This is a genomic window from Nocardia sp. NPDC058058, assembly GCF_042885355.1.
Taxonomy (GTDB): domain Bacteria; phylum Actinomycetota; class Actinomycetes; order Mycobacteriales; family Mycobacteriaceae; genus Nocardia.
This window is the reverse complement of record NZ_JBHVSA010000001.1, coordinates 623,105-647,282: the sequence shown is the minus strand read 5'-3', so window position 1 is coordinate 647,282 and position 24,178 is coordinate 623,105. Positions and strand designations below refer to the sequence as shown.

The following is a 24,178-nucleotide window of genomic DNA, read 5'->3' as shown; positions in this document are numbered from 1 at the left end:
TCCAACGTGACCACTAACTCCGGAGACGCGTATCCCCCCGGCGAGACGATGACCACCACGGTCACCGTGCACGACGGCGCCACGGTCCTCGCGGTGATCGGTGAGGTCGACCTGGCGACTGCGCCCGCACTCGAGAACGCCATCGATTCGACGCTGTCCGGTAAACCCGGCGCGCTCGTCATCGATCTGTCCGAGGTCAGCTTCCTGGCCTCCGCGGGCATGGCCGCCCTGGTTGCCGCACATCAGCGCGCGGGCGGCACCCGGATCGCCGTCGTCGCCGATGGGCCCGCCACCAGCCGCCAATTGAAGATGACCAATCTGGATCAGGTGTTCGCACTGCATTCCACGCTGGAGCAGGCACTCACCTCCCTCAACGAGAACTGAGTTACCGCACGGACGAATCGAGCCCCGCCGCGACAGTCGCGGCGGGGCTCAGCTCTGTAATACGTCGCGCGCGACTCAGTCGCAGATGGCGCGCAGCTGCTCGATCAGCTTGACCCGATCGGCGGGCGTGGCGGCCAGCGGCACCACATTGAGCGCGGTCACCCCGGCCTCGCGGAACGCGGCCACGCGCTCCTTCACGAAACCGGCCGAACCGATCAGGCAGACATCGCGCACCAGATCGTCCGGGACCACCTTGGCGGCCTCATCCTTCTTGCCCTCGAGGAACAGTTCCTGGATGCGGTCGGCCTCGGCGCCGTAGCCGTACTTGGTGGCCAGCGTGTGATAGAAGTTCTTGCCCTTGGCGCCCATACCGCCGATGTACAGCGCCAGATGCGGTTTCACGAATTCGCGCAGCGGCTCCACGTCATCGCCGATCGCGAGCGCGGGCCCGGCGAACACATCGAGCTTGCCGAGCGACGGATCACGCTTGGCCAGACCGGCTTTGAGGGATTCGCCCCAGATGTCATCGGCCTTCTCCGGCAGGAAGAAGATCGGCTGCCAGCCCTCGGCGAGCTCGGCGGCGAGCTCCACGTTCTTCGGGCCGAGCGCCGCCAGCAGCACCGGAATGTTCTCGCGCACAGGATGATTGATCAGCTTGAGCGGCTTGCCCAGCCCGGTGCCCTTACCCTCGGGCAACGGCACCTGGTAGTACTTGCCCTGGTATTCCAGCCGTTCGCGCTTCCACACCTTGCGGCAGATCTCCAGCGCCTCGCGGGTGCGGCCGATCGGCGCGTCATAGGGCACGCCGTGGAAGCCCTCGATCACCTGCGGGCCGGACGCCCCCAGCCCCAGGATGAACCGGCCGTCCGACACGTAATCCAGCCCCGCGGCCGTCATGGCGGTCAGCGTGGGCGTGCGGGTGTACAGCTGCAAGATGCCCGACGCGAGTTGCACCCGTTCGGTCTTGGCGGCCAGATAGCCGAGCGCGCTCACCGCGTCGAACGAGTAGGCCTCGGGCACGAAGACGATATCCAGGCCCGCCCGTTCGAGGTCGGCGACCTCGGCGGCTACCTCTTTGAAGCCGTCCGTGTAGTTGATCGAAAGACCGATACGCATAATCGTCAGCTTAGGACCAGCCCCGAACGCCGCTTCACTTCGCCCCTGAAGATCAGGACATCATCGAGCGTGGTTGCGTCGATGAACTCGAGCCGCCGGCGGCCTCCGCCCGGAAACTCAGCGGTATTGACGAATCTGGGAGCGTCGCTCTGGCCGATCAGGAGGGGTGCGACCGCGTACCGCAACTCATCGGCGAGGCCGCCTTCCAGAAACGCGGTGTAAACATGCGTGCCGCCCTCCACAATCAACCGCTCGACCCCGACGACCAAGATCATCGAGCAGGGCAAACTGCCAGCCCGACGAACCAAGAACTCCTACCGCTATCTCCTGCGAACACGCCTGAACCCGACCTTCGAACACACACCGATCACCGACATCACGATCAAGATGGTGCATGACTGATACGTCGGAGTCTCGCGGATCCGCACCACAGGCCGGAAAGCCAAGCCCGAGACCAAGGCAACCGGCGACGTGCCGACCACCCGCGCACGCGCCTACGAAGTGATCCGTGTGGTCATGAACGTCGCCGTCGACGACGACCTCATCGAGAAGAACCCGTGCCGGATCAAGGGCGCGACCGCCATCCAAGCCGCGCACGACGCCACAGTGCTTCAACCCCAGGAGATTTCAGCATTGGCAAATGCAAGGCCCCAGGAACTCCGCGCATCGGTCCTTTTGCCGCATGGTGCATGCCTTCGCCCGGCGGAGACGTTGGAACTTGCCGCTACGGCAGCAGCCGCCTTCTATCGCCTTTGCCCGCCGCCGACCACTCTGCCTCCGCTTTGCACCACGTCAGCTGCGACCTGCGTGCCAAATACCCCGAGCGCCCAGACTTGTGGGCAGCACTCATCCATAGCGGCGCATAACCAAACCACGCAGACGGCAGCCGCACCACCTGACCTTCACGACATCCGATCGCTTTGGTCATCGGCCAACTGCGAGCCGCTGACTTCCCTAAGCGCTGAATTTCAAGACTGATCGGGATATTTCGATCCGCGCAATGCGGCGGCAGTATGAAAAAGGTTGACGTGAAGGGGATTAGCGCCCTTTGCGGATGAGGGTGGTGAGTTGTTTACCCTCAGCCAGCGTGAGTGGGCCCGTGCGGGCGGGTTCGGCAACCCCAATGGCAATGGCAAGGGCGCGACCATGAAGGTCCAGGGCGGCTTCGGACAGTGTGGTGAGGTCCGCGATCGCGGCCCGGGCTTGCACCAACCCGGTGACACCGATGACGAAAGCTATCAATGTCGCAGGCCACCACAAGATGGCCAACAGCAGGTATGGCCACGCCCACGTGCCGGTAGCCACCGCAGTGGCGAAAGCGGCGTTGGCGGTACCGATTTCGGTCCGCACGGAATCCGGGAGCACGAGCCACAGACGTGGCCAACCGAACCCCAGATCCAGTCCATAGCGGTTAACAGCGACGGACTCAAGGGCGTAAATGCGATCACCCATCCAAGTGGGTCGACCGGGTTCCGCGAGGGCAAATCGGTTGACGCGTTCAGCGGCGCTGTCGATCTGGTGTTGCTGCTCGGGGGTGCGAGATGCGGACGGATAAGTTAGTTGCAGGCTTCGCCGCTGGTCCACACGTGCTCTCCAGAGACGACGGCGCCTATCGACCAGTCGGTACTGAAGAAACACCAGCGGTCGCGGCCACAGGCCCAACCACAGCGTCCGAGTTACTCCAGCTAACGCCTGCACCGTCAGCCCGACCCCAGCGGCAGCCAGCAGCACCGCAGCCAGCGCCATCGCTTGACTTCCGGGCGGCTGCCGGACTATCCACGCCGTAATCTCAGAGGAAAACGCGCGCAACTGGTCGCGGTCGAGTCCATGCCGGTGACCCAACCGGTACCCAATCCCGACAGCGGCCAGGAACAGCGCACCGGGGATGACCAGAAGGGTGATCCATCGTTCGGCGAGCTTCTTGGCCAGTTCCTGAAAGAAGGTGCCCACAGCAGCTACTGTCGCCGCATCTGGGTGCCAGTCAGCACACAGAACGGCACGGGCCCAGCCGGCAGCGTCGTGGCGACGTGATCGCAGGCACGATCAGGACAACCGAATGTTTCCTCATCAGCACGACCGGAACCGAACCCGGGAAGTCCGCTAGAAACCATCTGCCGAGTTTCCTCCGGACTACTGCCGAGCAGTTGGACCACCAAAGTCAGCACCGGTCGCCGCGCACTTGCCTCAGTCTCGATCTGCTCCAACAACTGTCGGCGAGGTTCAGGCCAGTGAGCGCACTCCGCGCGGAGTGCTTCCAGCCCACTGCACAGCACCGCCAGAATCGCCCGTTCGGCATCTGCCACTGCAAACCTCTTCCCCCGCATGATTTCTCATCGCCCCAGCAGCAGCGGCGACGGTGTGACCCACGCCCATCGCAGCCCACAATATGGTTCCATCAAACTTTGTGCACACTGAATTGAGAAGTGTTCGGCGACAAACCAGTTCGGGGGATGCATGTCATTCGATGAGCCAAGCGGGCATATAGTAGCCACCGCATTCGCCGCGTATCCCGACCGCGCGATCCACCTGGCCAATCTCTGCATCGCGTACAGTTCGCAGTACGAACGTAACGGCGTCGCAATCGATCTGGACTATGCGATCAGTTACGGTGCACAAGCCGTGGCCGCCACACCCATTGGCCACCCCCACCGCGCGATCTACCTGAACAACCTCGGACACGCCTGCCGGTTGCGGTTCGAACGTGCCGGAGTGGCAGCAGACCTCCACCACGCGATCGCCGTACTAGACCAAGCGGTCGCCATTACAACTGCTGGGCACCCATACCGGTCGGCAGCCCTGTCCAACCTCGGCCTTGCCTATCAGCGGCGGTTCGAGCGGGCCGGAGCCATGGCCGATCTGGACAACGCGATCGGGCTGGGCCAGCTGGCGGTCGACACCACACCCCCTGGCCACCCTTACCGGGCCAAATACTTGTCTAACCTCGGTCTTGCCCAGCTGTGGCGGTTCGAACGCACTGCGGTCACGACAGACTTGGACTCCGCGATCGTGTTACTGGAGCAAGCGGTGGCAATCGACCACCCCAACCCTGCACCGATCCTGTCCAACCTCGGGATCGCCTGCCAGCGGCGGTTCGAACGCGCCGGAGTCACGACCGATCTGGACCGCGCAATCGAAGTATTGACGGAAGCAGTAGACACCACATCCACCGAGCACCCCCACTGCGCGATGTACCTGTCCAACCTCGGGATCACCTACCAGTCGCGATTTCAACGCACAGGAGTCACGGCCGATCTGGACCGCGCGATCAGCACGCTGGGGCAGGCCGTAGCCGCCGCACCCGCCGACCATCCCGACCGCGCGATGTATCTGGCTAACCTCGGCATTGCTCACCGGCTACGTGCCGGACTAGCCACTGATCTTGACCACGCCGTCGATGTATTGAAGAAGGCGGTATCCGCCACACCCGCCGACCACCCCAACCGCGCGAGACACCTGGGCAACCTCGGCATCACCTACTTGTCGCGGTTCGAGCGCACCGGCGCAGCCGCCGATCTGGACCACGCGATCGACATAGCCGAGCAAGCGGTAGTAGCGACCCCGACCGACGATCCCAACCGCGCGATGTATCTGTCCAACCTCAGCATCGCCCACTGTTCACGGTTCGAGCGCACAGGTGAAGCAACCGATCTGGACTACGCAATCCACATCGGCCAGCAGGCGTTAGACGCGACACCCACCGACCACCCCAACCTCGCGAGGCACCTGTCCAATCTCGGCACCGCCTACCGGTTGCGATTTGTACACGTCACCGAAGCAACATCCGATCTGGACCACGCAATCGACACAGCTGGGCAGGCGGTCGACGCCACACCCGCCGACCATCCCAACCGCGCGACGTATCTGGCCAATCTCGGCATCGGCTACCTGTTGCGCCTTGGTTCAGACAGGCGCGGTGTGGACCGCATGAATGTGTCGATACTCGCCACAGGGCTCGCGACGGCGGGCAGTGCACCGCCCGCCGACCAAGTGCGGGCGGGGCATGTAATTGGGCTACTGGCACAGGCGGTGAATGACCACGCCCTCGCGGTGGAGGTGCTGGATGCGGCGGTCGCACTGGTCCCATTGGTGGCGCCGCGAGAGCTGGGGTGGGAGGACAAAGAGTACAGCCTTGGCCTGCACTATGGCCTTGTCTCCGAAGCCGTGGCCGCGCACTGCGCGATCGACGACCCAACAGGTGCCGTGGAGGTCGCCGAGCTCGGCAGAGGTCTGCTCCTGGCCGCGCAACTGGATGTTCGCACCGACCTCACGGACCTCGACAAAGCCCTCCCCCATCTGGCTGCACCACTGCGACAGGCTCGTGAGCTGCTCAATACTCCACACGCCACAGCGGACCAACTACCGATGAGTTCGCCCGGTCAGAATGATGACCGCAAACGCCAATGGGCCGAACACGACGAACTGCTCACCCAGATCCGCCAACACCGTGGCTTCGACCGGTTCCTGCTAGCGCCTCGCTGGACTGACCTGCAGCCCAAACTCACCGGTGGCACGGTCATCATGATCAGCAGCGGGCAGCAGCGCAGCGATGCCATCGTCCTCACCCACAACACCGCCCCATTACTCATACGGCTACCTGACCTGGCTCGCAGTGATGTCGACACCCATGCCCAGGCATTCCTAGAAGCCAGCTACGACGACGGCCTCGCTGGAATTCTGCGTCGACAGCGCATCATCTCCGAAACCCTCGCCTGGCTGTGGGACACGATCGTGTACCCGATCCTGAGCGCCACACTCCTGCACAACAGCGACGGCTCACTGCCACGGGTGTGGTGGCAACCCACCGGCCTGCTGGGTTTGTTTCCCCTCCACGCCGCTGGTCACCCCGGCAAACCCGGCGCTCTTGACACTGTCATCTCCTCATACATCCCCACCCTGCGCGCACTCACACACTCCCGCACCCGTCCCCCAGCAACCGCCCGTCGGCAGCTCACCGTCGCCCTGCACCACACCCCCGGCTTACGGGATCTAACCGGCACTGTCGCCGAAGCCACCACCTTGCACACTCAGCACCCCGATATGCCTCTGCTGCTCAACGAGACCGCCAGCACCGACCGTGTCCTCGCCGCCCTCCCGGGCTCCACCTGGGCGCACTTCTCCTGCCACGCTGGAATCGATTTCACCGTCCCATCCCGCAGCGGATTACATCTGCATGACGGCATCTTGGCACTGCCGCAAATCAGTCGACTTCAGCTCCCCCACGCCGAGCTCGCCTATCTCTCGGCTTGCTCCACGGCCCACCGGGGCAGCCGGCATGTCGATGAATCCCTCCACCCCGCCTCCGCCTTCCAACTTGCCGGATTCCGTCATGTCATTGCCAGCCTCTGGCCTCTCGCCGACCACATCGCAGCCACCGCCGCCACCACCTTCTATCAACACCTCCCCTCAACACCGACTGCCGACCACGCCGCAACGGCCCTGCACCGCACCACCTGCGCCCTCCGCACCCAACACCCCTCACGCCCGGATCTGTGGGCAGCCCTCATCCACAGCGGCCCATAGCCAGCCCGAAGTCGCAGGCACCCGGTTCGATCGTCCATACCCAAAGTTCGGCCGCGAAGGACGGTAGGGGGAGTAACACCCGCGGAGTCACCTATTTGAAACCCCGTCCGACATCACAACCGCACACCCAAGACAGCCCTAACCCGGTGAACTCTCTTGTGCAGTGACGACATCGGAAGACCAAGTGTGGTGCAGCGCGTGACAGGGGGTCGAAGTCGTCAGATTATCTGCGTTCCCCTACACCAGCGGAACTGCTCAACCCGAAACTCGTGAAGCTGACCGGCCTTCAGCGCTAACTCTTGACGCGCCTGCTGCGGTTCCGGGGCAGCTTGGCGACGGCTCTCACCCCGAGCCGCGACGGATTCGGGGCACCGGATCCGTCGAGGCGCGGTGGGCAGTAATTTTGTGCAATAACAACATTCATCATGGTTGATCACATCTCGCTCTGCACCGAATAGACGGTAGGTGTATGACCAGCTCATCACTATCTTTTCGGCGCACGTCTCGCGCACCAACCATCTCTCCCATCCGAGTCGATCGCATTTTCTTACCAGCCAAAACACACTTCGAAATCCTCGATGGTGCGGGGTTGGTGCTCCTCGGATCTCGCGACGATTGACGCGCGGTCAGCCCAGCCCGCCGACGAACTTCTCTCAGGCGCTGCCCCACTGCCTCCTGAGCGTCACGACTTGCCCGCGTCACTGGCGTACGTGCACACCGGCGGCATAGTCCGCAAACGGAATCGCCTGTCGCCACAATCGATCTCTGACGGCTCGGCAGTATTCGGCAACGCCCGGATCGCTGGTCACCGCCATCCCGTTGGGCTTTCCGTCACCGTCAACAAGATTGAACGCCACCCGCACATCGTCGTACAGCGACCAGTCGTCGGTCGGCACCTGCCCCGCGAGATGCCTTGATAGATAACGAATGTCCTCCCCCGCGGCGATGTTGCTATCGGTGATCGTCAGCAGCCAACGTTGATAGTCCGAGTGAGGTACGGACACAACTCGCACGCAGCGAACCGCGACACCACGCGCGGTGGTGTCGCGGATGGTCTTCACCCACAGACGCGACGAGTAGTCGACCGTTGGTGGCTCACCGATCAGGAAGCGCCGCAGTTCCTCTGATTCGGACGGAACCGCGTATGTGTCACGTACTTCGAGATGGAACGCGTCGAACTGGCAGTCGTGGAACAACTCACCGGACTGTCCGTGGACTCGTTGCATCGTAGAAGGTCCTCTCCAACTTCGGAACTTCGATCGCGGCCTCATCGATGGCCAACGTCAGTTGTTCCAGGGTCTCAGCACCATCGTTCGTCGAGCACCCAACCGCGAGGAGGTGTCGGTCCGGCGACTACTGACCAGCCTGGGTTTTGCTGGTGTTCTTGGGGCGGTATCGCAGAACCACCACATCATCGAGCGTTGTGGCGTCGATGAACTCGAGTCGGCGGCGAGTTCCGCCTGGAAACTCGGCAGGGTTGACGAATCTGGGAGCGTCGCTCTGGCCGATCAGAAGGGGGGTGACCGCATAGCGAAGCTCATCGGCGAGGCCAGCTTCCAGAAACGCGGTGTGAATGTGCGTGCCGCCCTCCACGATCAACTGCTCGATCCCACGACGACCGAGATCATCGAGAAGCGTTCCCCAGAAGTCAGCCTCCGCAATGCCGACCACATCGGCCACGGCACTCAGCTTGTCCCTGATCTTGTCCGATTCCTGAATGGTGGTGTACACCAACGGCTTACCAGCCTCGATGTGATGGTGGAACATCCGCGCATCGGGGTCGATGTCGCCTGAGGCGGTTACGGTCACCTTCAGCAGGTTCGCCGGTTTACCGACCGCGACGCGAGCATCGCGCCGTTCCTGACTGCGCAGCCACAACCGCGGATTGTCTCTACGTACGGTCCCGGCGCCGATCAGGATGGCGTCCGATTCGGCCCGCAACTGATCAACCCCGTCAAAGTCACGATCATTGGACAGATAGAGACGTTCGGGAATGATGTCGTCGATATAGCCGTCGAGGCTGACGGCGACAGAGAGCACTACATACGGTCGGATCACTCCTGCGCCTTCCATGTGGAGATGGCGTCTCGGAACTCCGCGACCCCGGGCTGTGTACTGGCCCGATCGATCATGCCCGACAGCTCGAGCACCTTGTGCATAATGCGCGCCGATCCGGTCCCGATGCCGATCTGCAACGCTTTCAATCCGAGCACGGCAGCGGGTTCGATCTCACCCGCACACAGATGGGCAACCGCAGCCCGAGCGAGGTAAACCCCCGTGTCACGCGGATAGCCCGGTTGCAATTGAGACATCGCATGAGCGAACTTCCTTGTTGCACTGCCGAATTCACCTGTTTCAGCGAAAGTGTGAGCCTGGTACGCATCGATATACGAGGCGTCGAGGAACATCCCCCATTTCGGATCCGGGTCAGCCCGTTCGACGATCGCCCGCGCCCCGTCATAGGCGCGTGCACTTGCGACACAATCGCTTTCGACTGCCACAGCGTGTGCACGGAACGTCAGAGCAGCCGCAGCGAAGAGGGAATCCTCGGGCGCACAACGCTGAGCTGCCGCAGCCAGTTCCGCAGCCTCCGCACCATCGCCTTGGTCGCATGCCAACTGGCTCATTCGCACCAATGACAGGCCGACGCAGTAGTCGTCGGCCAGTTGGTGGGACCATTGCAGTGCGCGGGCGGCCCAGAACTGGGCGGTGCGGAAGTCTCGTTGATCCTGGAATTGCCATGCCGCTGTCTCGGCGAAAATGGCGCACATCCGCAGAATCCCTCGGGGGTCGCCTATTTTCGACCTTTTGAGCTGACCCAACAGGTCAAGTGCGCTCACGACGTGCGGCAGGGTCTGGGCAGAACCGTAGATGTTGTCGGACTCGATCAACGACATCCGTAGCGAGTCGAAGTGCTTGACGTGGTCGATCTGAGCGTTCGCGAACATTGCGGCGAATGACGTGGTCGTCGGAGGACTCGTTGGCCCCGATGAGAGCGCCCACAGCGCACCGGCCCCAATTCCACCGACAAAACTTCGACGCGAGACCGACACGAGAACAACTTCCCCTGTGATTGTGCGAGCCGAGACCAGGACATAGTCATCGGATCCCGGCTCCGAGGAAACCGCAGATTCGACCCCGTTGGTACCCAACCGATCCTCGGACCCTAATAGCACTTGAAAGCGCTGTGTAACTTCAGAATTCGCGGCAGCCAGCCGTTGATCCATACGAGCGGCGTAGTCGCTGCTGAGTGTGATGGTATCCCCACGGCGTTCCCACTTTTTGACACTGTCAAGCGAAACACCGACGAACTCCGCGAACGACCCCTGCTTGAGCCGCAATGCCATTCGAAACGCTTTGGTTTCGAAGCCCGTCCAGCGGGCACAGGTGACCATCAGCAGTCCCCCAAACCGATTCGGTGGCCTGAGAGTACCCGCGTGATACACCTCCGGTCACTACTTTCCGCAGCTGACAGCAACCACAGTGAGAGTGGCATCCGGGCGCTCGGCTTGAGAAACGAAGCCTGGCAATAGGTTCCATCACTGTCGAATGGAGGTGCGGGCAATGGCACTCACGGAATATGAAGCCCGGGTACTGGGCAGGCTCGCCGCCCTGGCGATCACGAACTCCGTAACCGTCAGCGAGCTGTGTCGCCAGACCGGGCTAACCGAATCCTCGGCCCGCAAAGCTCTTATGCGACTCTCTCGGATCGGGCTGGTCTACGGATCAACTCGAGGTCCGGCGCGATGGCGGTCAACAGACCGTGGCCGCCGCGCGATCTCTCGCCCCGCCTACCGCGAGTACACCCGGGGGCGTCCATGTTGAACGCCGGACAGTTCACACCGCAACTCGCCCTTGGTCCCGCGATTCCTCAGCCTGTGGTCGGCTATATCGCACGGGAAGTGTCCGGAGATCGGCGCGCTCAGGATGAATGCGAGATACATGCTGCCGCAATGAGACTCGGGTGCGAGGTGGCGGCGATCGTGTATGACTTCTCTCGGCGGACCACACCACATGTGCAGCTCATGAATATCTTGTGGAGTGAGGACGCTACGGCGGTGATCACGCCGAGTGCGCGGCACTTCGCCGGTGGCGAGGTCGCCGATGTTCTCGCGGTTGCCGATGTGATCTACCTCGACAGTGCCGTGCGCTACAAGAAGCATCGAACGGGGATTATCGCTGTCGCCCTGTACGCGCCTACCGAGGTGGGTTGGCACAGGTGAGCGCGGAGCGACCAGCGTAGGGCGGCGGGACGAGGTGCGGGGGAATCTGCCGGCCCAGCGACAGCCGAGCCATCGCGCACCGGTACCGTTAGCGGCGAATCTCGCTCGATCACACGCACTCTCAAGGAGGCCATTCCTCATGACTCAGGACGCCGCGCAGACCGGCACCAGCTTCGGTGACTCGACCCTGCAGGGCTACCTGGATGAGCTGGCCGCCAAGGTGCCCGCGCCGGGTGGCGGCGCGGTCGCCGCGCTGCACGCCGCGCAGGGAGCCGCGCTGGTCGCCATGGTGGCGCGCTACACCACCCGCGCCAAGGACGCCGAGAACCGGCCCGTGATCGATCGCATCATCGTGGCCGCCGATATCGCGCGTGATCGCGCGCTGGCGCTCGCCGATGCCGATGCCGCCGCGTTCACCGCCGTCGGCGCGGCCTACAAGCTGCCCAAGGAGACCGACGCGGAGCAGGCCGCGCGCGCCGCGGCCATTACCGACGCACTGCTGGGCGCGGCCCGGGTGCCCGCGGCCGTGGTCGCCGCGGCCGACGAAGTCGTCTCGCTCGCAACCGAATTGCTGCCCATCGGCAATCCGAACGTGGTCACCGATATCGGTGCGGCCGCGGATGCCGCGCGGGCGGCGGCGGCCAGTTCGCAGCTCAATATCGCCATCAATGTGGCGTCCCTGGACGCGGGCGCGGGTGCGGAGTTCGCTCCCGTGCTCACCCAGATCGACGAGATCATCGCGCGTGCGGAGGCGCTGCACAACGATGTGGTCATCTCGATCACCAAATAGACCCCCGAGCAGGCGTTTCCAACTTCCCACGCCGCAAACTAGGTCACGAAGCGGGAACATTTCAGGAAGAATGGGATGATCTGGTCATAGGCTGAGCCTCCAGACCACACCCTTTCGAAGGGATGGACCCATGCGGAAAGCATTGCGCCTTCTGTTCGTCGCATCGACACTCGCGGCGGCAGCCGCATTCGGCTCCGGAGCCGCGGGGGCGGTGGGTATCTCACCCAATCTCCCGGCGGTGCAGGCGATTACGCCGGGGCCCGGTGAAACAGTCGGGATAGCCGCACCGGTCAGGGTGCGCTTCACCGAACCCGTCGCCGATCGCGCTCGCGCCGAACAGGCCATGAGCGTGCGCGCCGACGCCGCCCTCGCCGGGCACTTCTCCTGGGTAGACGACCGACAGTTGACCTGGACTCCGGCCGCGTACCTGCCCACCTCATCGCCTATCACGGTGTCGGTGGGTCGCCTGCACACCCAGTTCGAAACCAACGGCGGCACAACGGCGGACGCCGATATGTCCGCGCACACCTTCACCGTCTTCATGGGCGGGGTTCCGGTGCGCACCATGCCGGCATCGATGGGCAAACCCGGTTGGGAGACCCCGACCGGCACTTTCCCGGTGCTCTCGCACGACCGTTCGGTGACCTTCGATTCGCGCACCATCGGCATTCCGCTGAGCGATCCGCAGGGCTATCTGATTCAAGGTGAATTCGCCGAAAGGCTCACGTGGGGAGGCGTTTACGTGCACTCCGCCCCGTGGTCGGTGGATTCACAGGGCAACTCGAACGTCAGCCACGGGTGCATCAACCTCGCACCCGGTGACGCCGAGTGGTACTACGACAATGTCTCGCTCGGCGACCCCGTCACCGTCCACTGGTAGTGGGAGGAAAAGGTGTGGGGGCAAGCCCCCACACCCCCTGACGCGAACGAGTGATCAGCGTGCGGATTCGGCGGCCTGGACGACATGACGCATGAGCAGTGCGGTGGTGACGGGACCGACGCCACCGGGAACCGGGCTCAGGGCCGCTGCCTTGCCGGTGACGGATTCGGCATTCACATCGCCGGTGATACCGCCGTTCTCATCCTCATTGGTGCCGACGTCGATGACCACCGCGCCGTCCCGGACGTGCTCGGCGGTGACCAGGCCCGCGCGGCCGACCGCGGCGACGACGATATCGGCGGCCGAGGTCACCGCGGGGAGATCGGCGGTACGGGAGTGCGCGACCGTGACGGTGGCGTTCTCGGCCAGTAGCAGCTGAGCCAGCGGCTTACCGACGATATTGGAGCGGCCGATCACCGCCACCAGGCGGCCCTCCAGCGCAATGCCGTGGAACTTGGCGAGCTCGACGACCGCCTCGGAGGTGGCGGGCGGGAAGCCGGGCAGGCCGGAGGCGAGCAGGCCCAGCGAGAGCGGGCTGACGCCGTCCACATCCTTGGCCGCGGCGATCGCCAGGCTCACATCATCGAGGCCGACGCCCTTGGGCAGCGGGGTCTGCAGCATGATCGCGTCCACGGCCGGATCGGCGGACAGCTCGGTGAGCTTGGCGCGAATCTGCTCGGCGGTCGCGTCGACACCGAGATCGACGTTCTCACAAGTGATTCCATTGCGCTCGGCGGCGCGGTTGAGCGACTTCACGTACCAGGCGCTGGCCGGATCGTCATTGGCGATCACCAGTGCCAGGCGTGCGGGGGCCCCGTTCTCGGTGAGCGCGGCGGCGCGGGCCTTGGTGTCGGCGTTGATGGCGGCGGCGAGTTCCTTGCCGATGAGCGAAGTCGTGTCCACGGAAGTACACCCTATCGCCCGGACGATGCCGCCCGGTAACCCGCGCACGCTCGGACGGCCCGAAACGCGGGTCGCGATGGCCGCGCATACGCGCGCCTGCGCGCCCGCATAGCGCGCGGGTTCCCGCCCCTGGTGAGCGTCAAACCCGGGAAAATCACTTCGGCAAATACCCGACAACGGCTGTGGTCAGCCGTATTGTGTCCCCAATCGGTACCGAGCCACCAGTCAGCAAAGTGAGTAGATAACCCAGCAAGCATGCGTGACCCTCTTTCGGAAAGGTCGACAGCAGTGCAGATCGCCAGGCGTTTTCCTACAGTTCTCGCGGCGGCGGCAGCCGCCCTGACCCTGTTCGGCCCGGGCATCGCCCACGCCGACCCCGGCCCGCTCTACAACTCCGCCCAGGACAATTTCACCGACGGTGACGCGGGCGCGGGACTCGCGGACCTGCGGAACCTGCTCGCCGAATCCCCCGATGACGCGCAAGCGCTTGCCCTGCAAGCCATTTGGTCGGATTACACCGGTGATCTGATCACCCGCGAGGTGGCGCTGAACCGGCTGCAGGGCGTCGACCCGCAGCTCGCCGACCGCACCCGCAACCTCTTCCACGCCATCGGCGCGGCCGTGGGCACCCTGCCCAATCCGATTCCGGCCATTGCCGGACCGAGCACCGGTATCGCGGTGCTGGGCTACGGTCTGCTGCCCGACGGCAGCATGCGCCCGGAACTGGTGAACCGCCTGCAGGCCGCGTGGTTGCAGGCCATCGCCTCCCCGATGTCCCCGATCCTGGTCACCGGCGGCAATCCGCAGAACGGCATCACCGAGGCCGCGGCCATGCAGGGCTGGCTGATCGGGCACGGTATCCCCGCCGCCCGCATCATCGCCGATCACCGCGCGGGCTCGACCGTGCAGAACGCTCTCTACGGCGCGGATATGCTCCGCAAGGCGGGCGCGACCAGCGCCATCGTGGTCACCTCCCCCAACCACATCCGCCGCGCGGTCGCCGATTTCATCGTCGCGGGCATCCCGGTGGTCGGCGCGACCACCTCCCTGGAACAGCTCGTCTCCCAGCTCCCCCCGCCCGCCAAGAACAGCCAGCGCGGCATCTACCTCGACGCCACCCGCACCATGCTGCTGCCGGTGGAACGCTGATTCACGGATTCGGGTCGGCCCCAAGGCCGTGACCCGACAGCTCGTCCGGTGGCCGGGATCCTCTTGGATCCCGGCCACTTTCGTTATCCACCGCCCCGACAGGCATCGCCGCCGCGGCCGGCCGCGAACGACCTCCCACTCGACCCGAGTGGCAAGTGTGCTGGTGGGAACGGGCACAATGGCCCGGTGAGCACTACGGGAACCGAAGGCCTTGTCGTTCGTCTGCGGGCGGCCGGGTGCGTGTTCGCGGAGGATGAGGCGGCGCTGCTGGAAGCGGCCGCCGCCGATCACGAGGAACTGGAAGCGCTGGTCGAACGGCGGATCGCCGGGTTTCCCCTGGAGCATCTGCTGGGCTGGGCCGAATTCCGCGGGTTGCGGGTGGCGGTCGCGCCGGATGTGTTCGTGCCCAGACAGCGCACCGGATTCCTGGTCGAGCAGGCAATCGCCTTGGGGCGAGCGATGATTCGAGACGAGAAAGGGGTCGGCGAGATGCGGGATTCCGTCAGCGACCCCATGGTGGTGCTCGATATGTGCTGCGGCAGTGGCGCATTGGGTATGGCCTTCGCGATCGAGGCTGCGGCCGAGGGTATTCGGGTCGAACTCACCGCGGCCGATATCGAACCCGCGGCCGTGGCGTGCGCGCGGGGCAATCTCGCACCACTCGGCGCACGAGTCGTCGAGGGTGACCTGTTCACCCCGGTACCCGCCGAATTGCGCGGGCGGGTGCGCATTCTGCTGGCGAACACCCCGTATGTGCCGTCCGCCGCCATTGCCTCCATGCCGCCCGAGGCGCGCGATCACGAACCGCGCGTGGCGCTGGACGGCGGCGCGGACGGTCTGGACGTGCTGCGCCGGATCGCGGCCGTCGCCACCGACTGGCTCGCCCCCGGCGGCCACCTGCTGGTCGAGGAGAGCGAGGAGCAGGCCCCGCGCGCGGTCCAGGTGCTGCGCGAACACGGCCTCGCCGCCCGCATCGCCGAGGACGAGGAACTCGGCGCGACCGTCGTCATCGGCACCCGATCGGGTGTGGGCGCATGAGCATTCGCGGGATTCTGTTCGATATTGACGACACGCTCATCGACTATTCGGCGACCGCCCGGGTCGGGCTGCTGCGGCATTTGCGGGCGGAGGATCTGCTGGACTACTTCCTGTCCCCCGAGGAGGCGGTGCTGCTGTGGCGCGCGCTCGAGGAGGAAGAGTATCCCCGGTTCCTGTCCGGTGAGCTCACCTTCACCGGGCAGCAGCAATTGCGCACCAAACGGTTCCTGTCGCATATCGGGGTGAAGGTGGCCGATCCGGTGGCCTGGTTCGCACGCTATGCCGCGCGCCGCGATACCGCCTGGGCCGCGTTCCCCGATGTGCCGCCGACCCTGCGCGGGCTGGCCGGACAGGTGGCACTCGGGGTGGTGTCCAATTCCTCGCGCGCGCATCAGCAGGGCAAGCTGGAAGCCGTCGGATTGGGCGTGCATTTCGGCGACGCGGTGCTGTGCTCGGCGGAATTCGGTGCGGCCAAACCACATCCGAGCATTTTCCTGGCCGGCTGCGCGATGATCGGCCTACCCCCGGAACAGGTCGCCTACGTCGGGGACCGCTTCGATACCGACGGCATCGGCGCGCGCGATGCGGGCCTGCGCGCCTACTGGCTGGATCGCACCGCGCGCGGTGTGGCGCATCGCGACGGCATCACCGTGATCCCCTCGCTGGCCGAACTGAGCGCGACGACCTTCGGTAATTTCGACTCGCACTGAGGCGAAACCCATACCGCGCACCGTGATTCGGTGACGCACCGGCCCGTGACGTCCACCGGGCCGGTGCGCCGACGGCCTACTTGCGGCCGGTGAATTCGTCCATGGAGTGGTAGACGCCGACCGAGTTGAGGTAGAAGTCGCGCACCTTGAGGGGTAGCAGACCGGAGATGGCGCGGTTCAGGCGCGAGGTCCAGGGCAGCACGACCAGCGGGGAGCCCTTCTTCATCTCGTCCCAGGAGGTGTTCACCACCGCGTCCTGCTCCAGGATCGGGGTGAACAGGAAACCCTTGGCTCCGTCGAACATGCCGGTGTTGATGTAGGTCGGGCAGACCGTGGTCACCTTCACGTGCGTATTGCCGGACTGTTCCAGCTCCAGGCGCACCGAATCCGACCAGCCCAGCGCCGCCCACTTGGAGCCCGCGTACACGCTCATGCGCGGATTGGCGACCAGTGCCGCCGAGGAGGCGATGTTCAGCACCCGCGCCTCACCGGTGCCATTGACCATGGCGGGCAGGAATTCCAGCGTGATGTACATGGGCGCAAGGGAATTGATGGCAACGGTCTTCTCGATATCGCCGCGGTTCTCGGTCTCCCAGAAGTACCCGTTGCCGCGCACGATGCCCGCGTTGTTGATCAGCACATCGATATCGCCGACCTCGTTGCGCACCGCCGCACCCGATTCGGCGATGGCCTCACGATCGGACACATCGACCACATAGTGGTGAATCCGGCTGCCGCCCAACGCCGCGAGCTCGGTGGCGGTCTGCTTGAGCGCCTCGGCGTTGATATCCCACAGCACCACATCGGCGGCCCGTTCGCGCACCGCGTGTTCGGCGAACGATTTGCCCAGGCCCATGGCCGCGCCCGTGACCAGAACCTTCTTGCCCGCAACGTCTTTCATTACCTCGGTACCCCTTTGTCTCGAGTGTCAGCGAATCACTTCTGGCGCAGCGTCTTCATCACGCCCAGGAAGAGCGTCATGGTCTTGGCCCACACCTGCTCGGACATCCCGGGCAGCGGGGCGATGGGCAGCATGCGCTGCACCGCGATGGTCTGGGTGTCGACGTACTTGAGCAGTCCCTCGGGACCGTGCCGGCGGCCGGTGCCGGAGATGCCGAGTCCGCCGGACGGTGCGGCGACCGAACCCCAGGCGGCGATGAAGCCCTCGTTGACGTTCACCGATCCGGCGTTCACGCGGGCCGCGACCTCACGCCCGCGCTCGGTATCCTTGCTCCAGACACTGGCATTGAGCCCGTACGCGGTGTCATTGGCCTGCGCCACGGCCTCGTCATCGCTGCCGACGCGGTACACCGAGACGACCGGCCCGAAGGTCTCCTCGCGGTACACGGTCATGCCCTCGCGCACCTCGGCCAGGATGGTGGGCTCGTAGAAGTACGGGCCGAGTTCGGGGCGGGCCTTACCACCGGCGAGCACCTTCGCACCCTTGCTCACCGCATCGTCGACATGCGTGCTGACGGTGTCGATCTGACGCGGGAAGGTGAGCGAGCCGATCTCGTAATCGAAATCGAGGGTCTTGCCGAGGCTCAATTCCTTGGTGTTGGCGACGAATTCGGTGATGAACTGGTCATACACCTTGTCGTGCACGTAGATTCGCTCGATCGATTCGCAGAGCTGCCCGGCCGAGGCGAAGCAGGCGCGCACCGCGATCTTGGCGGCCTTGGACACATCGGCGTCCGCGAGCACCAGCAGCGGGTTCTTACCGCCCAATTCGAGCGAGTAACCGATGAGCCGCTCCCCCGCCTGCTGGGCGATGGTGCGGCCGGTGGCACTGGAACCGGTGTAGTCGACATAGTCGGCGCGCGCGATGACCTCGGGGCCGAGCTTGGCGCCGCGACCCAGCACCGCCTGCCAGAGCCCCTTGGGCAGGCCCGCGCGCTCGGCGATATCGATGGCCCACAGCAGGGTCAGCGCGGTCTGATTGTCCGGGCGGCCGATGACCGCGTTACCGGCGAGCAGTGCGGGCAGCGCATCGGAAGCACCCAGCGCGAGCGGGTAGTTCCACGGCGAGATGACCGCGACCACGCCCTTGGGCCGGTTGCGCACCTCGACCTGGGTGAGCACCGGCATGACGCCGCGCGGCTTGCGGTGTGCGAGCAGGCGTTTGCCCTCGGCGGCGTAGTAGCGGGTGTTCACCGCGACATCGGAGACCTCGTCGAACGCGTGCACGCGGGACTTGCCGGTCTCGATCTGCACGATATCGAGGATGGTGTCCTGTTCGGCCAGCACCAGATCGTGAATGCGGCGCAGCAGTGCGGCACGCTCCCCGACCGGCGTCTTGGCCCACTTCGCCTGGGCGGTGCGAGCGGTGGCGAACGCGGTCTCCACATCCTCGGTGGAGGACTGCGGCAGATCGGCGATCTTGGCGCCGGTGGCGGGTGCGAACACCTCGACCGAGGGCGCGCCGCCCGCGACAGCGTGCGCGAGCAAGCGCTGCACCAGGTCGAACGGCAGTGCGTCAGCGGCGGCGAGCTGCGGGGCAGTCGACATTGGTCGCCCTCTCGATAGCGCCCGCGGGTCCGGCCGCGGTGCGTGGAAGCAATTTTCTGAACACCTCTGTTAGGTGAACACTAGTGTTAGATTAATGTCCGTGCCACACCTCATGTCAAGCACCCGGAGCCGTCGATGACCTCGGCCACCCCCGCCACCCGCCGCGGCCGCCCGCCGCAAACGGCCCAGCAGGCCGATCAGGTGCGCGCCCGCATCGTGCTGGCCACCGCCGACGTCTTCGCCCAACACGGTTCGCGCGGTCTGAGTGTGGCGCGGATCATCGAGGCGGCGGGCCTGGCGCGCCCGACCTTCTACCGCTATTTCGCCAATGCGACCGAACCGCTGCACGCGGTACTGGCCATCTCCAATGACGATCTGGTCGGCGGTATCCGCACCGCGCTCGAACGCACCGAAGAGCCGGTTCAGTTGGGCATCAACATGATCGAGGCCTACCTCTACTGGGCAGACGGCCACGGACCGATGCTCTCGCCGCTGTTCGCCGAACTCCACGATCCGGGCTCGCCGGTCTCCCCGTACCGCGAACGTGCGATGGACGATATCCGCGCCCTGATTCGCGCCAAATTCGAGAAGCTCGGCCGCCCCACCCCCGCGGACCTCGACCTCGACACCTGCCTGCAGACCTGCGAATTCGTGGTCTACCGCATTTCGGCGAACGGCGAACCCACCCCGGAAACCATCGCCGCCGCGCGCCTGACCATGATTCGCAGCTGTCTGGTTACCCTCGGCAGTCGCGAGGACGTCGAATACGCCCTCACCATCCCGGGCCTGTTCGCGGGCTGACCGGTTTCCGCACGGGTCGGCGTACTCGGGACGACGCGCCGACGCCGCGTTCGTGAATACCTTTCGCCGCCTACGGCACGGATGCCCGAAATGCACCTACCGTGGGGTATGCGTACTTTCGTCCATCTGCTGCTGTTCGCCTGTGCCATCATGATCGCCGTCGGAACGTTCGGCCCATTGCTCGGCAGCGTGCATGCGCGTGATGTCCGGCTGGGGGATCTGCGCAATGGCTTCGATGCCGGGAAGACCCTCGATCAGATCGGTCATCAATCCGCGTCGTTCTGGACCTCGCTGGCCGTGGTGCTGCTCGGGGTGGCCGCGGTCGTGTTGATCGCCGCGCTCGTCGGGTCGCGGGCGCTGGGCGGTCTCGGGGTGCTGGTCGGGTTCGCGGCGCTGGGCGTGCTCGCCTGGCGACTGTACGACGACTTCGACCGGCAGCTCCGCGATGACTACCGCGATCTGCTGAACGGCAGTTGGGGTCTGTACCTGGTGGGCGGTGGATTGGTGGTGGCGTTGCTGTCGCTGCTGTTCTCCCGCGAACGCGTCCGCCCGATCGGCGCTCCCGCCCGCTAGGGGTGCCGGGTCACCATGCGGTGAATGAGGCGAGCGGCGGTGCGGGCGGTGCGGTTGTCGATATCGAGGCCGGGGTTGAGTTCGGCGACGTCGACGGCGATCAGCTTGCCGCTCATGGCCACTCGGTCGCAGACGCGCTGAATGGTGTCCAGCGGAACGCCGTATGCGGCCGGAGCGCTCACCCCGGGCGCGACGGCGGCCGGGAGCACATCCAGGTCGATGGTCAGATACAGCAGGTCGACAGCGTCGAGCAGATCGGCGATGAACGCGTCGACGAGCGCGTAATCGGCTGGGCCGCAACGATCATCGAGTAGGTAGTGCACGTCGAAGCGGTCGGCGGTGTCGAACAGCGCACGGGTATTGCTCGGCTGACTGATGCCGAGCACGTCGTAGCGGATCGAGCCGCCCGCGGCGTGTTCGGCCTCCAGTATCTGCCGGAAGGGTGTGCCGGAACTCGGGACCGGCTCGCCGCGCAGATCGAAATGCGCGTCCAGATTGAGGATTCCGAGCCGGGTGCCCGATTCGCGGGCCAGGGCGGCCGCGACACCGAGGTAGGTTCCGAACGCGACCTCATGCCCGCCACCCAGCACCACCGGCAGGCGGCCGGAGTCGATGGCGGCGGCGACGGCCCGGCCCAATCGAGCCTGACCGGATTCGAGATCGGTATCGGTGACCGCGATCGTTCCGGCATCCTCGAGCAGTACCGGATCATTGAGTGCCATGGACGCGAGCGCGGCGCGCAGCGCATGCGGTCCCGCCGCCGCGCCCTGGCGGCCCTTATTGCGGCGCACACCCTCATCGCTGGCGAAACCGATGAGGACACAGCGACTTTCCGAGGCATCGGGATCGTACGGCCACACGGCCTGATGCCAGCGCAGATGCTCCGGACCGTCGCCGTCAATCCGCCCGCTCCATGCGACCGGCGGAATATCGACCTGAATCTCCGCGCTCATGCCGCGACTCCCGGGGTGACGAGTACGCCGTCCTTCCACACCTCGCGCACCAGCGCCACACCGGGCCGATACGCCAGGTGCAGATACGAGGGCGCGTCCAGGGCAATGGCATCGGCGCGGGCACCGATGCTCAGACCGCCGATGTCGGTGCGCCGCAGCGCCTTCGCCCCGCCCATGGTGGCCGACCACACGGCTTCCGCCGGGGTCATATGCATTTCGCGCACCGCGAGCGCGATACAGAACGGCAGGCTGGTGGTGTAGCAGGTGCCGGGATTGCAGTCCGCACCCAGCGCCACCGTGACCCCGGCATCGAGCAGCGCTCGGGCGTCCGGATAGGAGTTGCGGGTACAGAAATCCGCGCCCGGCAGCAGGGTCGCCACCGTGGAACCGCTTGCCAGCGCGTCGATATCGGCCGAGTTCACGTAGGTGACGTGATCGACCGAGGCCGCCCCCATCTCCACCGCGAGCCGCACCCCCGGCCCCTGTCCGAGCTGATTGCCGTGCACGCGCGGGATGAGCCCGTGCGCCACACCGGCTTTCAGCACCGCCCGGGACTGTTCCTCGTCGAAGGCCCCGCGCTCACAGAACACATCGATCCATTTGGCATGCGGCGCACAGGCTTCGATCATCTCATCGCACACCATGGCCACGTAGTCATCGGCGCGGCCCGCGTACTCCGGCGGCGGCACATGCGCGGCGAGCAGCGTCACCTCATCGGTGAACCGCCCCGCGACCTGTGCGCTGCGCAGTTCGTCGCGGGTGGTCTGCCCGTATCCGGTCTTGCATTCCACCGTCGTGCTGCCCGAGCGCAGCGCCTCGTTGAGCAGCCGTCGCACATTGGCTTCGAGCCGCGGCTCATCGGCGGCCCGGGTGGCCTCGATGGTGGTGCGAATACCGCCCGCGCTGTACGGGGTTCCGGTCATGCGGGCCGCGAATTCCTCGGCCCGCTCCCCCGCGAACACCAGATGCGAATGACTTTCCACGAATCCGGGCAGCAGTGCCCGGCCGCCGAGGTCGACGCCGTGATCGGCGGCGGGCGCGTCCGCGCTGTCCCCGACCCATGCCACCCGCCCATCGGTGAAGGCGATGGCGGCATCGCGGCGCACGCCGAGCGCGCCCGCACCGATCGTCGGGTCATTGGTGACGAGTGTTCCGATATTCGTGACGACCAGGCTGGTCACGGTCGAATTCCTCTCAGGCTCGGGCCATCTCGGCATCGGGCGGATAGATCATCTGTTCCGGCGGAGTGGCGGTGCGCTTGGCCAGCGGGTAGTAGAGCCCGGCGGTCACCACGATGCCGACGATCCAGGAGATATCCGCGCCGCCGAGCATGTCGGTGACGGGTCCGGTGTAGAACTTGGTCGCCAGGAAGGGAATCTGCACCCCGACGCCGATGAAATAGCAGGCCAGCGCGGGCACATTCCACGCCCCGTAGCGCCCGGAGGCGTCGTACAGCGCCGGAATGTCGATGCGCTCCTTGGAGATCAGGTAGTAGTCGATCAGATTGATCGCACTCCACGGCGTGAACACCATGAGCAGCGCCAGCACGAAATTCTTGAAATTGGCGAGGAAATCCGCGCTGGCGGCAATAGCGATCAGGGTCGCCACGGTGGTGAATCCGACGATGTAGAGCCCGCGCGCCAGCGTCGAAATGCGCGAGCGCCCTTCGAAAGCGGTCACCGTGGTGAGAATCGACATGAACCCGCCGTAGGCGTTGAGCACGTTCACGGTCAGCTTTCCGGTGACGATCACCAGATAGATCAGTACCGCGACCGCCGCCGGTCCGGCGAGTTCGCCGATGAACCCGACCTGATCCTTCATGAAGGATTTACTCGCCACCGCCGCGATGAGCGCGCCGAAGGTCATGGACCACTGCGAGCCGATCACGGTCCCGGCGAAGGTGGACCAGAATGTCGCCCGATCACTGGTCGAGCGCGGCAGATACCGCGAGTAATCGGCCACATACGGTCCGAAGGTGAGCTGCCAGCCCGCACCGAGTGAGATGGCCAGCAGGAACGTCGCGGTCTCGAACCCCTTCACCCCGAGCTGCGCGGTCACGTCGTATTCGGCGAACAAACGGATCGCCAGATAACTGAATCCGACAATGCCAACGACGGTGGCGACGCGGCCCACGATATGAATGAGCTTGTACCCGGTGACCGCGATGAACGCGGTGAGCAGCCCGAAGATCACCATGCCCAATTTCGGACTGTCGATATGCAGTACCTTGGCCACCGCCTGACCGGCCAATACGGTGCCGGTGGCCGCGAACCCCAGGTACATGACGATCGCCAGCAGCAGCGGCAATATCGCACCCCGCACCCCGAATTGCGCCCGGCTCGAAATCATCTGCGGCAGGCCCAGTTTCGGCCCCTGCGCGGAGTGCAGCGCCATCACCGCGCCACCGGCGATATTGCCGATGAGCAGTCCGATGATGGCCCACAGCGCATCCGCGCCGAAGATGACCGCGAGCGCACCGTCGACGATCGCGGTGATCTGCATATTCGCCCCGAACCACAGGGTGAATTGACTGCGCGGACTGCCGTGCCGTTCCGCATCGGGAATGACATCGATGGTGTGGCGTTCGGGGGTGAGTACTACCTCGGCGGGACCGTCGTGCGTCATGGTCT

The 24,178-nt window shown here is 65.2% G+C and carries 23 protein-coding genes; 11 read left to right on the top strand and 12 right to left on the bottom strand.

Annotated elements, in window-relative coordinates:
* Positions 1–48 precede the first annotated feature (48 nt).
* Positions 49–384, top strand: a complete 336-nt coding sequence (locus tag ACFVUS_RS02925) for an STAS domain-containing protein (RefSeq protein WP_387765374.1) — start codon at positions 49–51, stop codon at positions 382–384.
* Between the two features lie 75 nt (positions 385–459).
* Here ACFVUS_RS02925 and ACFVUS_RS02920 read toward each other — a convergent pair whose 3' ends face one another.
* The 3 genes from ACFVUS_RS02920 to ACFVUS_RS02910 all read right to left on the bottom strand — a co-directional run bounded on the left by ACFVUS_RS02920 (position 460) and on the right by ACFVUS_RS02910 (position 3,450).
* Positions 460–1,500 carry an LLM class F420-dependent oxidoreductase gene (locus ACFVUS_RS02920; RefSeq protein WP_387761480.1) on the bottom strand — a complete coding sequence of 347 codons (1,041 nt, stop codon included), beginning with the start codon at positions 1,498–1,500 and terminating at the stop codon, positions 460–462.
* 5 nt (positions 1,501–1,505) lie between these two features.
* Complete coding sequence (locus ACFVUS_RS02915; protein WP_387761478.1) at positions 1,506–1,775, bottom strand: dihydrofolate reductase family protein; 270 nt, start codon at positions 1,773–1,775, stop codon at positions 1,506–1,508.
* 763 nt (positions 1,776–2,538) lie between these two features.
* Complete coding sequence (locus ACFVUS_RS02910) at positions 2,539–3,450, bottom strand: hypothetical protein (protein ID WP_387761476.1); 912 nt, start codon at positions 3,448–3,450, stop codon at positions 2,539–2,541.
* A gap of 504 nt (positions 3,451–3,954) precedes the next feature.
* Here ACFVUS_RS02910 and ACFVUS_RS02905 point away from each other — a divergent pair.
* Entirely contained in the window at positions 3,955–7,020 is a 3,066-nt protein-coding gene (locus tag ACFVUS_RS02905) for a CHAT domain-containing protein (RefSeq protein WP_387761475.1), read from the top strand.
* 698 nt (positions 7,021–7,718) lie between these two features.
* Here ACFVUS_RS02905 and ACFVUS_RS02900 read toward each other — a convergent pair.
* The 3 genes from ACFVUS_RS02900 to ACFVUS_RS02890 form a co-directional block, all read right to left on the bottom strand.
* Positions 7,719–8,216 (bottom strand): DUF6879 family protein, encoded by a 498-nt coding sequence (locus ACFVUS_RS02900; RefSeq protein WP_387761473.1) that lies wholly within the window; start codon positions 8,214–8,216, stop codon positions 7,719–7,721.
* Positions 8,217–8,373: 157 nt separating this feature from the next.
* A complete protein-coding gene (locus ACFVUS_RS02895) occupies positions 8,374–9,060 on the bottom strand; it encodes a RibD family protein (RefSeq protein ID WP_387761472.1) in 687 nt (228 codons plus the stop codon).
* Between the two features lie 14 nt (positions 9,061–9,074).
* Positions 9,075–10,415, bottom strand: coding sequence for a helix-turn-helix domain-containing protein (locus tag ACFVUS_RS02890; protein WP_387761470.1), 1,341 nt, complete (start codon positions 10,413–10,415; stop codon positions 9,075–9,077).
* A 154-nt stretch (positions 10,416–10,569) separates the two neighbouring features.
* Here ACFVUS_RS02890 and ACFVUS_RS02885 point away from each other — a divergent pair, with 154 nt between their 5' ends.
* The 4 genes from ACFVUS_RS02885 (at position 10,570) to ACFVUS_RS02870 (ending at position 12,913) form a co-directional block, all read left to right on the top strand.
* Positions 10,570–10,845, top strand: a complete 276-nt coding sequence (locus ACFVUS_RS02885; RefSeq protein ID WP_387761469.1) for a helix-turn-helix domain-containing protein — start codon at positions 10,570–10,572, stop codon at positions 10,843–10,845.
* A gap of 200 nt (positions 10,846–11,045) precedes the next feature.
* On the top strand, positions 11,046–11,243 hold the full coding sequence (locus ACFVUS_RS02880; RefSeq protein ID WP_387761468.1) for a hypothetical protein: 198 nt from the start codon (positions 11,046–11,048) through the stop codon (positions 11,241–11,243).
* 139 nt (positions 11,244–11,382) lie between these two features.
* Positions 11,383–12,033, top strand: a complete 651-nt coding sequence (locus ACFVUS_RS02875) for a cyclodeaminase/cyclohydrolase family protein (protein ID WP_387761467.1) — start codon at positions 11,383–11,385, stop codon at positions 12,031–12,033.
* A 130-nt stretch (positions 12,034–12,163) separates the two neighbouring features.
* Positions 12,164–12,913, top strand: coding sequence for a L,D-transpeptidase family protein (locus ACFVUS_RS02870; RefSeq protein ID WP_387761465.1), 750 nt, complete (start codon positions 12,164–12,166; stop codon positions 12,911–12,913).
* Positions 12,914–12,967: 54 nt separating this feature from the next.
* Here ACFVUS_RS02870 and ACFVUS_RS02865 read toward each other — a convergent pair whose 3' ends face one another.
* Entirely contained in the window at positions 12,968–13,816 is an 849-nt protein-coding gene (locus ACFVUS_RS02865) for a bifunctional 5,10-methylenetetrahydrofolate dehydrogenase/5,10-methenyltetrahydrofolate cyclohydrolase (protein ID WP_387761464.1), read from the bottom strand.
* 288 nt (positions 13,817–14,104) lie between these two features.
* Here ACFVUS_RS02865 and ACFVUS_RS02860 point away from each other — a divergent pair, with 288 nt between their 5' ends.
* The 3 genes from ACFVUS_RS02860 (at position 14,105) to ACFVUS_RS02850 (ending at position 16,713) form a co-directional block, all read left to right on the top strand.
* A complete protein-coding gene (locus ACFVUS_RS02860; RefSeq protein ID WP_387761463.1) occupies positions 14,105–14,965 on the top strand; it encodes a YdcF family protein in 861 nt (286 codons plus the stop codon).
* 186 nt (positions 14,966–15,151) lie between these two features.
* Positions 15,152–16,003, top strand: a complete 852-nt coding sequence (locus ACFVUS_RS02855; protein WP_387761461.1) for a putative protein N(5)-glutamine methyltransferase — start codon at positions 15,152–15,154, stop codon at positions 16,001–16,003.
* The gene (locus ACFVUS_RS02850; RefSeq protein WP_387761460.1) at positions 16,000–16,713 is read left to right on the top strand and encodes an HAD family hydrolase; all 714 of its coding nucleotides are present in this window, start codon (positions 16,000–16,002) and stop codon (positions 16,711–16,713) included. Before ACFVUS_RS02855 ends, ACFVUS_RS02850 begins: the two co-directional genes overlap by 4 nt.
* 76 nt (positions 16,714–16,789) lie before the next feature.
* Here the strand turns inward: ACFVUS_RS02850 and ACFVUS_RS02845 are convergent, their stop codons facing one another.
* Both ACFVUS_RS02845 and ACFVUS_RS02840 read right to left on the bottom strand, forming a co-directional pair.
* Positions 16,790–17,614, bottom strand: a complete 825-nt coding sequence (locus ACFVUS_RS02845; protein ID WP_387761459.1) for an SDR family NAD(P)-dependent oxidoreductase — start codon at positions 17,612–17,614, stop codon at positions 16,790–16,792.
* 35 nt (positions 17,615–17,649) lie between these two features.
* On the bottom strand, positions 17,650–19,221 hold the full coding sequence (locus ACFVUS_RS02840) for a succinic semialdehyde dehydrogenase (protein ID WP_387761458.1): 1,572 nt from the start codon (positions 19,219–19,221) through the stop codon (positions 17,650–17,652).
* A gap of 135 nt (positions 19,222–19,356) precedes the next feature.
* Here ACFVUS_RS02840 and ACFVUS_RS02835 point away from each other — a divergent pair, with 135 nt between their 5' ends.
* Together ACFVUS_RS02835 and ACFVUS_RS02830 are read left to right on the top strand one after the other, a co-directional pair.
* A complete protein-coding gene (locus ACFVUS_RS02835) occupies positions 19,357–20,022 on the top strand; it encodes a TetR/AcrR family transcriptional regulator (RefSeq protein ID WP_364633839.1) in 666 nt (221 codons plus the stop codon).
* 108 nt (positions 20,023–20,130) lie between these two features.
* Entirely contained in the window at positions 20,131–20,595 is a 465-nt protein-coding gene (locus ACFVUS_RS02830; RefSeq protein ID WP_387761457.1) for a hypothetical protein, read from the top strand.
* On the opposite strand, the gene hutG is transcribed toward ACFVUS_RS02830, so the two are convergent.
* The 3 genes from hutG to ACFVUS_RS02815 are packed head-to-tail and all read right to left on the bottom strand — an operon-like array spanning position 20,592 to position 24,173.
* Positions 20,592–21,548, bottom strand: coding sequence for a formimidoylglutamase (gene hutG, locus ACFVUS_RS02825; protein WP_387761456.1), 957 nt, complete (start codon positions 21,546–21,548; stop codon positions 20,592–20,594). The two genes, ACFVUS_RS02830 and hutG, sit on opposite strands and share 4 nt — an antisense overlap.
* On the bottom strand, positions 21,545–22,765 hold the full coding sequence (gene hutI, locus ACFVUS_RS02820) for an imidazolonepropionase (protein ID WP_387761455.1): 1,221 nt from the start codon (positions 22,763–22,765) through the stop codon (positions 21,545–21,547). Before hutI ends, hutG begins: the two co-directional genes overlap by 4 nt.
* A complete protein-coding gene (locus ACFVUS_RS02815) occupies positions 22,743–24,173 on the bottom strand; it encodes a purine-cytosine permease family protein (protein ID WP_387761453.1) in 1,431 nt (476 codons plus the stop codon). Before ACFVUS_RS02815 ends, hutI begins: the two co-directional genes overlap by 23 nt.
* Positions 24,174–24,178: the final 5 nt, after the last annotated feature.

Coding starts and splice junctions, on each gene's coding strand:
- ACFVUS_RS02925 (WP_387765374.1), top strand. CDS start 49: ATGACCACCACGGTCACCGTGCACGACGGCGCCACGGTCCTCGCGGTG.
- ACFVUS_RS02920 (WP_387761480.1), bottom strand. CDS start 1,500: ATGCGTATCGGTCTTTCGATCAACTACACGGACGGCTTCAAAGAGGTA.
- ACFVUS_RS02915 (WP_387761478.1), bottom strand. CDS start 1,775: ATGATCTTGGTCGTCGGGGTCGAGCGGTTGATTGTGGAGGGCGGCACG.
- ACFVUS_RS02905 (WP_387761475.1), top strand. CDS start 3,955: ATGTCATTCGATGAGCCAAGCGGGCATATAGTAGCCACCGCATTCGCC.
- ACFVUS_RS02890 (WP_387761470.1), bottom strand. CDS start 10,415: ATGGTCACCTGTGCCCGCTGGACGGGCTTCGAAACCAAAGCGTTTCGA.
- ACFVUS_RS02885 (WP_387761469.1), top strand. CDS start 10,570: ATGGAGGTGCGGGCAATGGCACTCACGGAATATGAAGCCCGGGTACTG.
- ACFVUS_RS02880 (WP_387761468.1), top strand. CDS start 11,046: ATGAATATCTTGTGGAGTGAGGACGCTACGGCGGTGATCACGCCGAGT.
- ACFVUS_RS02875 (WP_387761467.1), top strand. CDS start 11,383: ATGACTCAGGACGCCGCGCAGACCGGCACCAGCTTCGGTGACTCGACC.
- ACFVUS_RS02870 (WP_387761465.1), top strand. CDS start 12,164: ATGCGGAAAGCATTGCGCCTTCTGTTCGTCGCATCGACACTCGCGGCG.
- ACFVUS_RS02850 (WP_387761460.1), top strand. CDS start 16,000: ATGAGCATTCGCGGGATTCTGTTCGATATTGACGACACGCTCATCGAC.
- ACFVUS_RS02845 (WP_387761459.1), bottom strand. CDS start 17,614: ATGAAAGACGTTGCGGGCAAGAAGGTTCTGGTCACGGGCGCGGCCATG.
- ACFVUS_RS02840 (WP_387761458.1), bottom strand. CDS start 19,221: ATGTCGACTGCCCCGCAGCTCGCCGCCGCTGACGCACTGCCGTTCGAC.
- ACFVUS_RS02835 (WP_364633839.1), top strand. CDS start 19,357: ATGACCTCGGCCACCCCCGCCACCCGCCGCGGCCGCCCGCCGCAAACG.
- ACFVUS_RS02830 (WP_387761457.1), top strand. CDS start 20,131: ATGCGTACTTTCGTCCATCTGCTGCTGTTCGCCTGTGCCATCATGATC.
- hutG (WP_387761456.1), bottom strand. CDS start 21,548: ATGAGCGCGGAGATTCAGGTCGATATTCCGCCGGTCGCATGGAGCGGG.
- hutI (WP_387761455.1), bottom strand. CDS start 22,765: ATGCCGAGATGGCCCGAGCCTGAGAGGAATTCGACCGTGACCAGCCTG.
- ACFVUS_RS02815 (WP_387761453.1), bottom strand. CDS start 24,173: ATGACGCACGACGGTCCCGCCGAGGTAGTACTCACCCCCGAACGCCAC.